The 14,837-nt window shown below is 64.1% G+C and carries 13 protein-coding genes; 7 read left to right on the forward strand and 6 right to left on the reverse strand.

Going from position 1 to position 14,837, the window contains the following annotated elements; genetic code table 11:
* Positions 1 to 60: 60 nt before the first annotated feature.
* Genes KB879_RS22775 through KB879_RS22790 form a run of 4 tightly spaced genes read left to right on the forward strand, consistent with a single transcriptional unit; the run spans position 61 to position 4,882 of the window.
* Positions 61 to 324 (forward strand): hypothetical protein, encoded by a 264-nt coding sequence (locus KB879_RS22775; RefSeq protein ID WP_211979809.1) that lies wholly within the window; start codon positions 61 to 63, stop codon positions 322 to 324.
* Positions 321 to 1,370, forward strand: a complete 1,050-nt coding sequence (gene mdtN, locus KB879_RS22780) for a multidrug transporter subunit MdtN (RefSeq protein WP_211979810.1) — start codon at positions 321 to 323, stop codon at positions 1,368 to 1,370. Before KB879_RS22775 ends, mdtN begins: the two co-directional genes overlap by 4 nt.
* Entirely contained in the window at positions 1,351 to 3,330 is a 1,980-nt protein-coding gene (locus KB879_RS22785; RefSeq protein WP_211979811.1) for an FUSC family protein, read from the forward strand. The genes mdtN and KB879_RS22785 overlap by 20 nt, the downstream gene beginning before the upstream one ends.
* Entirely contained in the window at positions 3,317 to 4,882 is a 1,566-nt protein-coding gene (locus KB879_RS22790; protein WP_211979812.1) for a TolC family protein, read from the forward strand. Before KB879_RS22785 ends, KB879_RS22790 begins: the two co-directional genes overlap by 14 nt.
* Before the next feature lie 18 nt (positions 4,883 to 4,900).
* Here the strand turns inward: KB879_RS22790 and KB879_RS22795 are convergent, their stop codons facing one another.
* From KB879_RS22795 to KB879_RS22805, 3 genes are all read right to left on the reverse strand, one after another.
* Positions 4,901 to 5,365 (reverse strand): bacterioferritin, encoded by a 465-nt coding sequence (locus KB879_RS22795; protein WP_153954635.1) that lies wholly within the window; start codon positions 5,363 to 5,365, stop codon positions 4,901 to 4,903.
* Between the two features lie 72 nt (positions 5,366 to 5,437).
* Positions 5,438 to 5,869: a universal stress protein gene (locus KB879_RS22800; protein WP_211979813.1), complete on the reverse strand. Its 432-nt coding sequence runs from the start codon at positions 5,867 to 5,869 to the stop codon at positions 5,438 to 5,440.
* A gap of 248 nt (positions 5,870 to 6,117) precedes the next feature.
* Positions 6,118 to 7,035: a LysR family transcriptional regulator gene (locus tag KB879_RS22805; protein WP_211979814.1), complete on the reverse strand. Its 918-nt coding sequence runs from the start codon at positions 7,033 to 7,035 to the stop codon at positions 6,118 to 6,120.
* Between the two features lie 243 nt (positions 7,036 to 7,278).
* Here KB879_RS22805 and KB879_RS22810 point away from each other — a divergent pair, with 243 nt between their 5' ends.
* The 3 genes from KB879_RS22810 to KB879_RS22820 all read left to right on the forward strand — a co-directional run bounded on the left by KB879_RS22810 (position 7,279) and on the right by KB879_RS22820 (position 10,724).
* Positions 7,279 to 9,042 (forward strand): ABC transporter ATP-binding protein/permease, encoded by a 1,764-nt coding sequence (locus KB879_RS22810; protein WP_211979815.1) that lies wholly within the window; start codon positions 7,279 to 7,281, stop codon positions 9,040 to 9,042.
* 85 nt (positions 9,043 to 9,127) lie between these two features.
* Positions 9,128 to 10,165: a transporter gene (locus KB879_RS22815; RefSeq protein WP_211979816.1), complete on the forward strand. Its 1,038-nt coding sequence runs from the start codon at positions 9,128 to 9,130 to the stop codon at positions 10,163 to 10,165.
* Between the two features lie 76 nt (positions 10,166 to 10,241).
* Positions 10,242 to 10,724 carry a DUF4440 domain-containing protein gene (locus tag KB879_RS22820; RefSeq protein WP_041227965.1) on the forward strand — a complete coding sequence of 161 codons (483 nt, stop codon included), beginning with the start codon at positions 10,242 to 10,244 and terminating at the stop codon, positions 10,722 to 10,724.
* A gap of 75 nt (positions 10,725 to 10,799) precedes the next feature.
* Here the strand turns inward: KB879_RS22820 and phbB are convergent, their stop codons facing one another.
* The 3 genes from phbB to KB879_RS22835 form a co-directional block, all read right to left on the reverse strand.
* Positions 10,800 to 11,543 (reverse strand): acetoacetyl-CoA reductase, encoded by a 744-nt coding sequence (gene phbB, locus KB879_RS22825; RefSeq protein ID WP_013957050.1) that lies wholly within the window; start codon positions 11,541 to 11,543, stop codon positions 10,800 to 10,802.
* A gap of 267 nt (positions 11,544 to 11,810) precedes the next feature.
* Positions 11,811 to 12,368 (reverse strand): TIGR01841 family phasin PhaP3, encoded by a 558-nt coding sequence (gene phaP3 / locus KB879_RS22830; RefSeq protein ID WP_013957051.1) that lies wholly within the window; start codon positions 12,366 to 12,368, stop codon positions 11,811 to 11,813.
* 368 nt (positions 12,369 to 12,736) lie between these two features.
* A complete protein-coding gene (locus tag KB879_RS22835) occupies positions 12,737 to 14,815 on the reverse strand; it encodes a copper-translocating P-type ATPase (RefSeq protein WP_211982271.1) in 2,079 nt (692 codons plus the stop codon).
* Positions 14,816 to 14,837 lie beyond the last annotated feature (22 nt).

The following is a 14,837-nucleotide window of genomic DNA, read 5'->3' on the forward strand; positions in this document are numbered from 1 at the left end:
CCTTGGACAAGCCCGAATCCGCGCTGCTATATTGCGTGGATCGATCCTGGTCCAACCTATATGGCACGCACGCTTTTGCCCGCCGCGCTGGCGGCATCGCTCTACGGTTGCGCCGGCGCGCCGTCCTTCAGCCTGTTCGGTGCCTATTTCCCGCTCTGGCTCCTGAGCACCGTGCTTGGCATTGCCGGCGCGGTCGTGTCCTATCGGATCTTCATCATGACGGGCTGGGCGGAAACGGTCCGCTACCAGCTTCTGGTCAATACGGCGATCGGCGTCATGATTGCTGAAATCGTCTGGCTACTGGGTACGGGACACATCCTATGAAAATGGCCGGCCTCCGCAAAAGCCCGCTGCGCGGCAAACTGATCGCCCTGGTCATCGTCCTGCTGGCCGCCCTGCTGTCCTTCTACGCCTACCATCGCACGCTTCGCTTCCCGGCATCGGACGATGCCTCGCTCGATGCCGACCTGGTCCACGTTGCGTCGCCGGTAGGCGGCCGGATTGCACGCATCCATGTGGCGGAGAACCAGCTGGTGGCCAAGGGCGATGTCCTGTTCGAGATCGATCCGGTGCCGTATCAGCTGGCCGTGGCCCAGGCCCGTGCCGACCTGGAGCTGGCGCAGGCAACCCTTGGCACGCGGCGGCGCACGATTGCCACCGAGCAGGCCACGGCGGCGGTGGCGTCAGACCAGATCGCACGGGCCGAGCAGAACTACGCGCTCACGGCGCGCACGGTGGAACGGTTGCGCCCGCTGGCTGCGGACGGCTACGTGCCCAGGCAGCAGCTGGACCAGGCGCAGGTGGCGCAGCGCGACGCCGCGGTGACTTTGAAGCAGGCCAACGTGCAGCGCGCCGCCACGGCACAGGCGGTCGGTGATGAAGCCGGCGCCATCGCCACCGTGCATGCGCGCGAGGCGGCACTGGCGATTGCGCGGCGTGCGCTTGACGACACCGTGGTGCGCGCCCCGCATGCCGGCCGCGTGAGCGGGCTGACGGTGCTGTCCGGCGAGGTCGTGCTCCCCAACCAGTCGCTGTTCCTGCTGGTGCATACCGGGGAATGGTTCGCGGTGGCGAACTTCCGCGAGACTTACCTGGCTGATATCAATGTCGGCGACTGTGCCACGGTCTATTCGATGATCGACCGGCGCCAGGCCATCCGCGGGAAGGTGGAAGGCATCGGTGTCGGCATCACCGATACCGACCGCGTGAACCTGCCGCGCTCCCTGCCCTATGTCCAGCCATCCGTGAACTGGGTACGCGTGGCCAAACGCTTCCCGGTGCGCATCAAGCTGGCAGATCCGCCGGAAGCGCTGGCCAGGGTGGGCGCGAGCGCAACCGTCGAGATCCGGCATGGCGCAGCCTGCAGCTGACAAGTTGCGCCTGGGCCTGGCGGATATCCGGGCCCTGCTGGCGCCGCTCCCCGGCCGTGCGGCAGCTGCCACGCGCATCACGGTGGCCTGCACCCTGACGGTACTGGTGACCAGTATCTACGGCACCCCTGAGGCGGCCATCTCCGCTTATGTGATTTTCTTCATCAACCGGGCCGACCGTACCTCCAGCATCGTCATGAGCGTGGCCGCGCTGGTGCTGGTCAGCATGATCATCGGCCTGGTGATATGGCTCGCCGATTTCAGCGTCGACGACCCGCTGCGCCGCGTGGCGTGCATGGCGGTGGTGTCGGCGGCAGTACTGTTCCTGGCCTCGGCCAGCAAGCTGCGGCCGGTCGGCGCCATCGTGGCGATGATCATCGGCTTTGGGCTCGACGAACTCGGGCTGGTGCCGTCTGGCGAAATCGCTACGCGTGCCCTGCTCTATGCCTGGCTGATGGTGGCGATTCCCCTCGGCGTCAATGTGGTGGTCAACCTGGTGCTGGGCCCGGCGCCGCGCCGGCTGGCGACCGACCGCCTGGCCCATTGCCTGCAGCTTGCTGCACACAGCCTGCAGGCTCCCGATGGTGACCCAGAGGCGCTGCACGAGGCTTTGCGCGATGGCGTCCAGCCTGTCGCAGGCTGGCTGAAGCTGGCGAAGATCGAAGGCAGCATCGACGCGCAGGATCTGCTGGCACTGCGGCAGGCCGCGTCGTCGACCATGGCGATTCTGCTGGCGGCAGATGTCGCACGCCGGCAGCCCGGGGCGCAACTGCCGGCAGCCGTTGCCGTGCCCATCGCCACTACGCTCGACGACATGGCGCGCATGCTCGATGCCGGCGGCTATCCGGTGGAAATCGGGCTGAGCGTGCCCGGTCTTGCAGGGCTGTCGCCCGTGCAGGAAGCGGTTGCCGCGGAACTGGTCGGCGCCATCAACCGCTACGCGGAGCCAGGCGACCCCGCGCCGCAGGAGCAAGCCGACCAGGCACATGGCGGCTTCCTCGATGCCGACGCGTTCTCGAATCCGGCCCATGTCCGCTACGCCCTCAAGACCACCGGCGCGGCAATGTTCTGCTACTTGCTGTATCAGCAGCTGAACTGGCCCGGCATTCATACCTGCTTTATCACCTGCTACCTGGTGTCGCTTGGCACCGCGGCGGAAACCGTGGAAAAGCTGACGCTGCGGCTGGCCGGCTGCCTGGTCGGCGCGGTGATCGGCACGGCAGCCATTGTCTACGTGGTGCCATCACTCACCTCGGTGGGCGGGCTGATGCTGCTGGTGTTTGCCGGCACGTGGATATCGGCATGGGTGGCGCAGGGCTCGCCGCGCATTGCCTACGCAGGCTTCCAGGTGGCGTTTGCGTACTACCTGTGCGTCATCCAGGGTTCCGGACCGGGCTTTGACCTGACCATTGCGCGCGACCGGGTGATTGGCGTGGTGCTGGGCAATCTGGTTGTGTACCTGGTCTTCACGCGGATCTGGCCAGTCAGTATTGCCAGCCGCATCGAGGCGGCACTGGCGGCACTGGTCACGCAATGGCACCAACTGACCGAGGCGCGCCGGCCCGATGCCCGACGCAGCCATGCCGCGGCCGCCATGGCACGGCACGGCGAGATCACGCAGGACCTGATCCTGGCCAACTATGAACCCGCATCGGTCAGCCCGGGGCGGGACTGGATCGAAGACCGGCGCCGGCGCCTGGCCGCGCTCGATGCGATTGCGGGGCCCCTGTTCCTACTCGCGGAGCGCTTTCCCGGCGACCCGGAAATTGCACGGCGATTGCACACGCCGCAGGCTACCGACGCTGTAGCACCAACTGCGCAAGCTGCCAACGGCACCCACGATGCACAAGCCGACAAGGTCCGTCACGCCCTGCTGACCTTGGTCGACCGGCGCCTGGCGGATTCGCCCGCCGAGGCACCGGCTGCGACCTCTCCAACTTCCATTCATGCGCAAACCTGATTCGCTGGCGATCCCGCTGACACTGGTCGCCGCCGTGACGCTGGCCGGATGTGCCACCGCGTCGCTCGACCTGGCCCCGCCGGCCTCCGACCGGCCATGGCAGCCCGAGACCACCGCGTCCGGCGAGATCGTGCCGGGCGCGGCCAGCAAGCCGGCACCGGCAACCCGGCCATCCGACTACACGCTGCCGGCCAACAACGCGCTGGCATCCGTGCCCCCGCCAGCCGAACTCGATACCACGCACGCTTACACGCTGCCCGAGCTGATCGACCTGGCAGAATCCACCAACCCGCTGACCCGGATTGCCTGGAACGACGCGCGCAATGCCGCACTGGCCGCCGGCATCGCCAGGAGCAGCTACCTGCCGTACATCTCCGCGGCGGCGATGGGCGGCTACCAGAACGGACACAGCGCTTCGTCCACGGCGCTGGGCACGCTGGGCGCAAACGCGTCGACGCATGGCGCGGTCTCGGTGCTGTCGCTGCAGTGGCTGTTGTTCGATTTCGGCGAGCGCGCGGGCATTGTCGATGCCACTGAACAGGCATCGATTGCCGCGAACATCGGCTTTACCGCGGCGCACCAGAAGATCATTCACGAAGTCAGCACGGCGTTCTATCGCTACCAGGCCGCGCGTTCGCGCGCGACCACCGTGCAGCAGGCGATGCACAACGCCGATGCCGTGCTTGCCGCCGCCAAGGCGCGCTACCAGCGCGGCATCGGCACCGTGGTGGAAGTCGCCCAGGCCACGCAGAATCGAGCGCAGACCAATCTCGCCACGGTGCAGGCGCAAGGGGCCGAAACCGATGCCTACCTGGCACTGGTCACGGCCATCGGCATCTCCCCGCTTTCCAGGCCCCAAATAGCCGAGATGCCGGTGCGGCTCCTGTCGCCGGCCATGCGCAGCTCGATCGAGCAGATCGTTGAACGTGCGATTGCAAGCCGGCCAGACGTGCTGGCGGCCTATGCCATCGAACGCGCCAGCCAGGCCAAGGTCAGGGCGGCAGAGGCCGGCTTCATGCCCAAGGTGTTCATGTCTGCATTCACGTCGTACGCGTCCGGCGGCTCGGCAATCACCGCGATTCCGCCGGTCGGCCAGCAGCCGCCCACGGTCAACCTGAACGGCTACCGCTACGGCGCCAGCGTGTTCCTGGGCGTGACCGTACCGATCTACGACGGCGGGGTGCGCTCCGCGGTGCTGGCACAGGCGCGCAACGACGCCGACAGCGCGTCGGCCAGGCTGACGCGCGCCAAGGAAGAGTCCGTGCGCCAGATCGTGGTCAGCCAGAGCGCGCTCGAATCGAGCCTGGCCGCCTACGATGCGGCCAGGGCACTGGCCGAGGCCGCGCAGACCACCTATGACGCTGCCTTCGCCGCGTATAGCAAGGGCGTGGGGCCTGTCACCGAAGCCAATCTGGCGCAGAACCAGTTGCTGCTGGCGCGCAATGCGTCTGCCGACGCCTATAACGGGGCGCTCGCCGCTGCGGCGACATTGGCGCTGGCGACGGGGTCGGTCGGCGCGGTGCGCGATGGAGGTGGATGGCCGGTGCGGTGATACCGCCTGGTGTACTGCTCAACCCTGCCGAGGCTGCACCGCCGCCGCAAGGCCGGGCTTGCGCAGCATTTTCTCCACATCTCCCGCGTGCAGTTCCTCCAACTGGATCAACTGCCGCGCATACTCTTCCAGGGCGACGGAGCGCCCTTCGACCAGGCTTAGCAGTTCACGGTACAGATCCAGGGCCTGCATCTCCGTCGCAAGCGATTCACGCAGGATCGCGCCGATATCGGTCGTGTGGCTGTCCAGAAGTCCGCCGATGCCAAGCGAGGGATAGGCGCCGAGGGTCGTGATCCATTCGCCGGCCTGGTGCGCGTGCAGCAGCGACTCATTCGCCTGCTCACGCAGCCACGACACGATGGGAATGCGGCCGAAGCCGAATATCAGGAATGAATAGTGCGTGTAGCGCACAACACCGGCGAGCTCAGCTTCGAGTATTCGATTGAGCACGCCGACGACCTTTTGCTGTTCGATTTCCGACATGGCAGATTCCTCCCTGAGGTAGGTTCGGACTGCAAGCCGGCGCCCGTAGCCGGGCACCGCGCAATCCCCTCATTAGCGGTAGACGAGGACAGGGACCCGGCAATGGGTGAGAACTTTCTGGGTTTCACTGCCGACCAGCAGGCCCTCCAAGCCCCTGCGGCCGTGCGACGCCATGAAGATCACGTCACACCCGTGCCTCGCGGCGGCATCGATGATGCCCTTGTAGGGTACCGAGGTCGTCATATCCGTTTCGCATGTGACTCCCGCGGCCTTGGCTGCAGCAACAACCTCTTCCAGCCTGGCGGTTGCATGCGCGGCCTCCTGCTCCTCGAAGGCCTTGCGCCTGGGATGGCCGGAATCGCCTGACGCCACGTAGGGATACTCTTCCATGCACGTATAGGCCGTCAGCCTGGCGCCACCGGCTTTGACAAAGCCAATGGCCGCGTCCATTGCCATTCTTGAAAGTTCTGAGCCATCGGTAGCCAGCAAAATGTGCTTGAACACGATTCTTCTCCTTGGGCAATTGATCCCGGCGGGCAGCGACAGCCCGCTAGTCAAAGTTCAGTATGGACAAGAATCCGCCTCTCGCCACCCACGCGGATGCACCTGCGCACACGCCGACGCACCGTCTCGCCCTTATCCATCGATCTTGAATCCGACATCCTTGATGAACTGCCCCCAACGCGCATGATCGGCCCCGATCTGCGCGGCGAATGCCTCAGGCGTGGCGGCAGATTCGGGCGCGAATTGGCTCAGGCCGCCCCCCGGAGCGGCCCGAACCGCTCCACGTACAACCCCGCCACCCAATCGACAAACACTCGCACCCGCGGCGCCAGCTGCCGGTGGAACGGATACAGCGCTGACACCGGCAAGTCCGGGCAGGGCCAGGCCTCAAGCACGGGCACCAGCCGTCCTGCGCGCAGGTGCTCTGCCACGCGGAAGCGCGGCACTTGGATCAGGCCGCAGCCGGCCAGGGCCGAGCTGGTATAGCACTCGGCATCGCTCACCGAGATCCAGCCGCGCGCCTTGAACTCCTGCACCTCGCCATCGACGGTCAGCGTGAAGGGATAACGGTAGTCATGGTTGCGCGAGAAGAACCCCACGCCGATGTGTTGCGCCAGTTCCGACGGGTGTTGCGGCGCGCCGTGCGCGGCCAGGTATCCGGGGCTGGCGCACAGCACCTCCGGCATATCCGCAAGACGCCGGGCCACCAGCGAGGAATCGCGCGGCCGGCCGGCACGCACCACGCAATCGATGCCCTCCCCGACCAGGTCGACCAGCCGGTCGCCGCTGCTGACGATCAGGTCGATATGCGGATAGCGCTCCCGGAACTCGCCGATGCGCGGCAGGATGATCATGGTGGCGTGGGTGCCATGCAGGTCCAGCCGCAGCGTGCCGCGCGGGTTGGCCACCTGCGTGCTGAGCGAGGTCTCGGCGTCTTCCAGGTCCTGCAGCACGCGCTTGCTGCGCTCATAGAAGGCCTGGCCGTCCAGCGTGGGGCGCACCTGGCGCGTGGTGCGCTCCAGCAGACGCGCGCCGATGCGGGCCTCAAGTTCCTTGATGGCGTGCGTCGCGGTGGCCCGTGGCATGTCCAACGCGCTGGCGGCGCCGGTGAAGGAACCCAGTTCCACGATCCGGGTAAAGAGTTGCAGCGAGTCGAAGCGGTCCATGCGGGGGCTGTCATAGCGGAAGGGTCACTTCCGGATTGGAATCAGGTTCCCGGCCTGCGTCAAGTCGGATCTCCACTCGCTTGTCCAGGGTCAGTCCCTGAGCCCGGCCAGGGAGCACGAATCAGCCAGGCATCGATTCTGCTAGCCTATATTTCATTTCATAGTCTTCTGCCGTTCTCCCGCGTGTCCCGTGGCGGGGCCATGTGGCGAGTATGCAATCCGGTTAGTGCTGGGAGATGGGATATGAGCGCCGTTCCTGAGTCGCGAGTCACCGGCACCACTTCGGCCCCAGGGAAACGCCCCGTCACTTCCACCCGGCACGTGTGGACCCGATACTGGGCCATTGCAAAACCTTACTGGTTCTCGCGGGAAAAATGGAAAGCCTCGGGCTTGCTGGTCCTGCTGATCCTGCTGCTGTTGGGCCAGACCCAGACCGAGGTACTGATCGTCAAGCAGACCGGTGAATTCACTTCGGCCCTGGCGGCGCAAGACGCGGATCGCTTCTGGGCCTCGATCACGAAGTGTCTTTATATCCTGATGGTGGCAGTTCCCATCTACGCTGTTTATTACTACCTGAGGAATAAGCTTGGCCTGCTCTGGAGGCGCTGGCTGACCAGTCACTATCTGGAACGGTATTTCAAAAGCCGGGTCTACTACAAGCTCAATTCAGATGCCGCGATCGACAACCCGGACCAGCGCATCGCGGAGGACATCAATACCTTCACGCGGCAATCCCTGTTTTTCCTTTCGATCGGCATCGGCGCGCTGCTGCAGCTCATTGCATTCAGCGCCGTCCTGTGGTCGATCTCCAGGGAGCTGGTCTACTTTCTTGTCATCTATGCCATCGCCGGCACATTCATCTCCATCTTCTTCTTCGGCCGCGTCCTGATCGGCCTGAACTTCTTCCAGCTAAGGCGGGAGGCGGATTTCCGCTTCAGCCTGATCCGGGTGCGTGAGAACGCCGAGTCCATCGCGTTCTATCGCGGCGAAGCGCTGGAATCAACCCATGTGAGCGGCCGTTTCGGTAAGGCCTTCCAGAACTTCGACCGCCTCATCAAGTGGCAGCTGAGCCTGAACATGTTCCAGTATGCCTATGGCTTCCTGACCATCCTGCTGCCCAGCGCCATCGTCGCTTCACGCGTGCTTTCCGGCGAGCTTGAAGTAGGCAGCGCCATCCAGGCGGCCGGCGCGTTTGCCGCCATACTGAACGCGCTGACCGTGATCGTTGACAACTTTGAAGACCTGAGCCGGTTCGTGGCGGGGCTGGATCGACTGGACACATTCTCCATCGCGCTGACCGGGACGGCAGCAGCCTCCGTGAAGCCGGCCACCACGATCGAGTCCATCCATGACTCCCGCCTGGCGCTGGAACATGTCACCTTGCGCACGCCGAATCAAGAGCGAACGCTGGTCACCGACCTGACCCTGTCGGTCAACCCGGGAGAGGGCCTGCTCATCGTCGGCGCCAGCGGCGGCGGCAAGAGTTCCCTGATGCGCGCGATCGCCGGATTGTGGAACAACGGCACGGGATGCATCGTGCGGCCAATGCCGCAGGAAATGCTATTCCTGCCGCAGCATCCTTACATGGTGGTCGGCAGCCTGCGCAGCCAGCTGCTGTACCCGAACCACATTGGCCAGCGGATCCCGGACGAGGAGCTTCTGAAGTTGCTGGAGATGGTCAACCTGAAGGACATCGCTGGCCGGTTTGGCGGCCTGGACACGGAAGTGGACTGGGGGAAAGTCCTGTCTCTTGGCGAGCAACAGCGGCTGACCATCGCTCGCGTACTGCTCTCAAAACCGCGCTATGTCATGCTGGACGAAGCGACCAGTGCCCTGGATATCCGCAATGAGGAAAGCATGTACCAGTTGCTGGCCGACCTGCAGGCGACGCTTGTCAGCGTCAGCCACCGCCCCACTCTGCTGAAATTCCACCACCAGGTCCTGGAACTGCCCGGGAACGGAAAGTGGTGGCTGCATCCGACCAGGGACTATCGCCTGGGGTGGTAGGCGTCCAGCTGCCTTGTAGCGGCCCCAACCATCATCGTGCCGTGCTAACGTCGCGCGAGGCACATTTGATGTGGAGGGCGTTTGCATGCAAGCGGGCATTGTCGAGGCCGGCTATGGCTCGGACCCGGTCGGTCTGGTCAGCGGTTTTCTGTTCGAACCCGGCGGACCGGTGCGCGAGATTGATTCCCGCGCCGCAGCGGCATGGCTGCAGCAGATGCCGTCAGTACCGCCGGACGCCGCGCACCATCGCCCCTTCCTGTGGCTACACTTCAACCTGTCGCACAGCGCATGCGAACGCTGGATGAAGGGCCAGCTGGCCCTGCCGGACGAATTCTTCGAGGCCCTGCGGCAGGGTTCGCGCTCGACGCGGATCGAGCGCCTGGACGCCGCCCTGCTGGCCGTGGTCAACGACGTGATCTACAACTTCGGCGTCACGTCGACGGATATCTCCACGCTCTGGGCCCACGCCGACCACCGCTTGCTGGTGACGGCCCGCGCCAGGCCGCTGCGTTCCGTGGACCGGCTGCGCGAGGCGGTGCGGCGCGGAGAGGCATTCCGCTCGCCACTGGACCTTGTGGTGCACCTGTTGCGTGACCAGGCCGACGTGCTGGTGCAGATCGTGCGCGAGACCGGTGTGAACGTCGACCAGATCGAGGACCAGTTGCTGTCGCAGCGCCTGCACGGCAACCGCGCCGACCTGGGTTCGATGCGGCGCGGGCTGGTGCGGCTGCAACGGCTGCTGGCGCCCGAGCCCGGCGCCCTGTTCCGGCTGTTGAACCGGCCGCCGGCCTGGCTGCATGAATCGGACTTGCAGGAGTTGCGTGAATCGACCGAAGAATTCTCGCTGGTACTCAACGACCTGGCCGCGCTGGTCGAACGCATCAAGCTGTTGCAGGAAGAAATTGCCGCCAAGCTCAACGAGCAAACCAACCGCACGCTGTTCACGCTGACGCTGGTGACTGTGCTGGCGCTTCCGATCAATATCGTGGCCGGCTTCTTCGGCATGAATGTGGGCGGCATTCCGCTGGCCGGACACCCGCACGGCTTTTGGGTACTGGTGGCGCTAGTGGCAAGTTTCACGGTACTGGCCGGGCGCTGGGCATTCCGCAAGCAGGCCGGGTAGGTAACGCTTGCGGGATATACCATACTTCAGGCAGTGTCCCCCTGGCTCTCAACCCCCTAACCTGAGGAACCCGGCCATGAAGCTACTTCGCATTGCTGCCCTGGCGTTCGTGCTTTCGGGATGCGCCATGAACCAGGGCGCGCCAGGCACGGCGCAGGCGTCGCGCACAGAAAGCTGCAAGATGACGTCGGAGCAGGAGATTGCGGCGTTGTTTGATCGATGGAATCGGTCACTGCAGACAGGCGATCCACACAAGGTGGTGGCCAACTATGCGGAACGGTCCATTCTTCTTCCGACGGTATCCAACAAGCCTCGCTTGACCGTCGCGGAGAAAGAGGACTATTTCCATCACTTCCTGCAAAACGGTCCGTCCGGGAAGATCGACTTCCGCACCATTGAGCTGGGATGCAATTCCGCGGTGGATTCCGGGCTCTACACCTTCACCTTCGCACGAACGGGCGCCGTGGTGAAGGCCCGCTTTACCTACACCTATCACTGGGACGGCAAGCAATGGCTCATTACAAGCCATCACTCGTCGGCCATGCCGGAGAAGACGTAACTGAGGCCTGAGCCTCAGTTACCGAGGGCGAGGGCCCCGCCGCGCATTCACCTGGCGGCGCCTGGCCCAGCGCCCTTACTGCATGTGCTGCCCGCCGTTGATGGCGATATTGGACCCGGTCACGTAGGCCGCATCCTCCGAGCAAAGGTAGGCAACCAGTGCGGCGACTTCTTCCGGCTTGCCGACGCGGCCGACCGGAATCTGCGGCAGGATCTTGGTCTCCATGATTTCCTTGGGCACGGCGTTGACCATCTTGGTGGCAAGGTAGCCCGGAGAGACGGTGTTGACGGTCACGCCCTTTCTTGCCACTTCCAGCGCCAGCGACTTGGTGAAGCCGTGCATCCCGGCCTTGGCGGCTGCATAGTTGGTCTGGCCAAAGGCGCCCTTGGATGCGTTGACCGACGAGATGTTGATGATGCGTCCCCAGCCGCGTTCGACCATGCCTTCGCAAAGCGGCTTGGTGAGATTGAACACCGAGTCGAGGTTGGTCCGCATCACGGCATCCCAGTTCGGCTTGTCCATCTTCTTGAAGGCCATGTCGCGGGTAATGCCGGCGTTGTTCACCAGGATATCTACGCGACCTACGTCAGCCAGGATCTGCGCAGCGCAAGCCTGGCAGGCATCGTAGTCGGAGACATCCACCTCGTAGGCACGCATCTCGCGGCCGCTGGCGGCCATCGCGGCAAGCCAGTCCTGGGCGTTCGCATTGCCCGGCGAGTGCGTCACCACCACGGTGTGGCCTGCGTCGTGCAACTTGATGCTGATGGCTTCTCCCAGCCCACCCATACCACCTGTTACCAGTGCAATTCTCTTCGTCATGCTGCGTGCTTCATTCTCGTAAAGTTGAAAGACCCCTGCCTTGCCGGGACGGGCGTTTGCCCTGACTATCCCGACCATATTCCCACTGCCCTGGCGCGAAAATAGCGAGGGCGAGCCGGGCCGGATGATTCCGGTCCCGGCTTGTATGCCGATGCGGGAAGATTGGCGTCGCAGTGCTTCACACCAGGAGAACTGATGCCCCTGGCCTGCAAGCCTGCGATCTCTGTTCAGCGCGCTGGCCTGGCCGGCACGGCCGGCCGCACGCCGTTACTGCTTCGAAGCGCGGGGCGCCGCCTGCTGGGCCGCGCCGGACGCAGCTGCGGCGGTCTTGGCAAAGTTGGCCTTGGCGGCTTCAGCCGTCTGCTTTGCGGCGTCCTGGAACGATTGAAAGGTGCTGCTGGCGGCCGCTACGCTCGATTGCAGCAGCGCGGTGATCGCTTCAGACCCGGCCGGCGCGTTCTTCACGAAGGTGTCGACGAAGGCTTGCACATTGCGGTTGTGCTGTTCGTACTGGCCCTCGACCGCCTTGGTCAGTTCCACCTGCGTGTTCGACGCGATTTCGTACACGTGGCGTGCATACGCAACCGCCTTCTCCGCGGCGGGCTGGGCCAGATTGCTCTGCACGGCGAACACGTCACGCAGGTCCTTTCCGGCCAGCACCGCTTCGACATTGCCCTGGCCTTCGGCAAGCGTCGTCCTGACTGCCTGCAGGTTCAACTCGGTCAACTTCTGGAAGCCGTCAAAAGCCATGTTCGTCAGCGCGAACAGTTGGTTCAGACTGGACTTTTGCACTGCAGCAAATTGCTCGGGCATAAAAGGGGACATGCGAAATCTCCTGTGGATTGATCGAACGGATTCGCGCAAGAGTGCTGCAAATTGAATCCGCCACCGTATGGCTTGCGGATTGGCAGCGCCACCAATCCTGCAGCGCACCATCCGAGTGCGAATCCTAGAGGCTTTCCTCTAATTTGATCCCTAGGTATATACCCAAAAAGTCTTTAAAACATGACAATAAACGTGCACTATAAGGCACTTATGTTACATGTATTTACGTGGAAATGTTGCGGTGCATGACACGTGTGGGGCGCACCTCACCCCGGACGCTTGAAACGGATCGCCGAATACACCAAGAGGGAGAAGCGGAAATGGGATCGAGGCAACAGGATCGCGGCGCCCCGAGCTGACGGCACGGCTCATGTAGCAGCCTTCCTGAGCCGCAACGCATTGGTAATGACCGAGGCAGAACTCAGGCTCATCGCCAGCGCCGCAATCATCGGCGACAACAGCAGGCCTGTCATTGGATACAGAACGCCCGCCGCCAGCGGAACGCCCAAGGCGTTATAAATGAACGCAAAACCGAGGTTCTGCTTCATGTTCCGAATGGTCGCTTGCGAGAGTTTCCGGGCACGGGCAATGCCGCGCAAATCCCCTTTGACCAGCGTGACCTGAGCGCTGTTCATCGCGACATCAGTGCCCGTGCCCATGGCAATACCAACGTCCGCCTTCGCCAGCGCCGGCGCATCATTGATACCGTCGCCCGCCATGGCCACCACCGCGCCTGCCTGTTGCAGGGAACTGACAAGTTCAAGCTTGTCGGCCGGCTTCACCTCGCCGTGGAACTCGTCAATGCCGAGTTTCCCGGCCACCGCCTTTGCCGTTGCAATCCCGTCACCGGTCGCCATCACGACACGGATACCTTCTTCCCTGAGATGCGCCAGCGCCTCCGGCGTGGTGGCCTTGACCGGATCCGAGACGGCGAGCAGGCCAGCAAGCGTGCCTTCGACGGCGAGATACATCACGCTGGCGCCTTGCGCACGCAGCGCATCAGCCTGCGCCACGAGCCGATCAATGGGAATTCCTTCAGCTTGCATGAGCGCCGTGTTTCCGATCGCGACCTTCCTGCCGCCCAGCTTGCCTCTTACCCCGATCCCGGAACTCGACTCGAAGCCCTCCGGCTTTTCCAACTGCAGGCCGCGCTCACGGGCTGCTTCAACAATCGCGGCAGCCAGAGGATGTTCGCTGCCCTGATCCAGGCTGGCAGCTAACCGCAGCACGTCCTCCTCGGCATAGCCATTGGTGCCGATCGCGCGCTCAAAAACCGGCCGACCCTCGGTGAGCGTCCCGGTCTTGTCGATAATCAGGGTATCGACCGTGCGCAGGTTCTCGATTGCAGCGGCATCGCGGAACAGCACGCCGTTGGAAGCGCCCTTCCCGCTTGCGACCATGATGGACATCGGCGTGGCGAGACCCAGTGCGCACGGACATGCGATGATCAGCACCGCGACCGCATTGATCAGGCCGAACACCCAGCTCGGCTCGGGGCCGAAGAGTCCCCACGCGACAAAAGTCAGCACCGCAATGCCGATGACACCGAGGACGAAGACGCCGGCAACCTTGTCCGCCATCCGCTGCATCGGCGCCTTCGATCGCTGCGCTTGCGCCACCATCTGGACTATCTGGGACAGCACGGTCTGGGAGCCTACCTTTTCGGATTGGATGACGAGGCTGCCCGACGTGTTCATCGTGGCGCCGATGACGCGGTCGCCGACGCGCTTGGTGGTCGGAATGGGCTCGCCGGTTATCATCGATTCGTCGACCGCGCTGGAGCCTTCCGTTACCACGCCATCGACCGGCACCTTCTCGCCGGGCCGCACGCGCAGCAGGTCGCCCACGTGGACATGGCTGAGCGGCACGTCCTCTTCGGCTCCGTCGGGGCCGATACGCCTCGCCGTCTTTGGCGCCAGTCCCAGCAGCGACTTGATGGCGGCGGAAGTCTGGGAACGGGCCTTTAGTTCAAGCAACTGACCCAGCAGCGTGAGGGAAATGATCACCGCCGCTGCCTCGAAGTAGACACCGATGCGGCCATGCTCGGCAAACACCTGCGGAAATACGCCAGGTATGACGGTCGCAATGACGCTGTAGACATAGGCCGCACCTGTGCCGATTCCGATCAGCGTCCACATGTTCGGACTGCGGTTGACGATCGACTGGAAACACCGCACGAAGAACGGCCAGCCCGCCCACAGCACCACAGGCGTCGCCAATGCAAGCTCTACCCAGCTCTGGGTCGACACCTGCATCCAGCCAAGGCGATGCCCGAACATGGCCAGTACGAACACCACACCGGTGAGCGGTAGCGCCCACCAGAAGCGGTGACGAAAATCCACCAGCTCGGGGTTCTCTCCTTCATCCAGTTCCGGCAACAACGGTTCCAGCGCCATGCCGCATTTGGGGCAGTTGCCCGGATGATCCTGGCGGATCTCCGGGTGCATGGGACAGGTATAGATTGTTCCC

It is taken from the genome of Cupriavidus sp. KK10, assembly GCF_018223725.1.
GTDB classification, from domain to species: Bacteria; Pseudomonadota; Gammaproteobacteria; order Burkholderiales; family Burkholderiaceae; genus Cupriavidus; species Cupriavidus necator.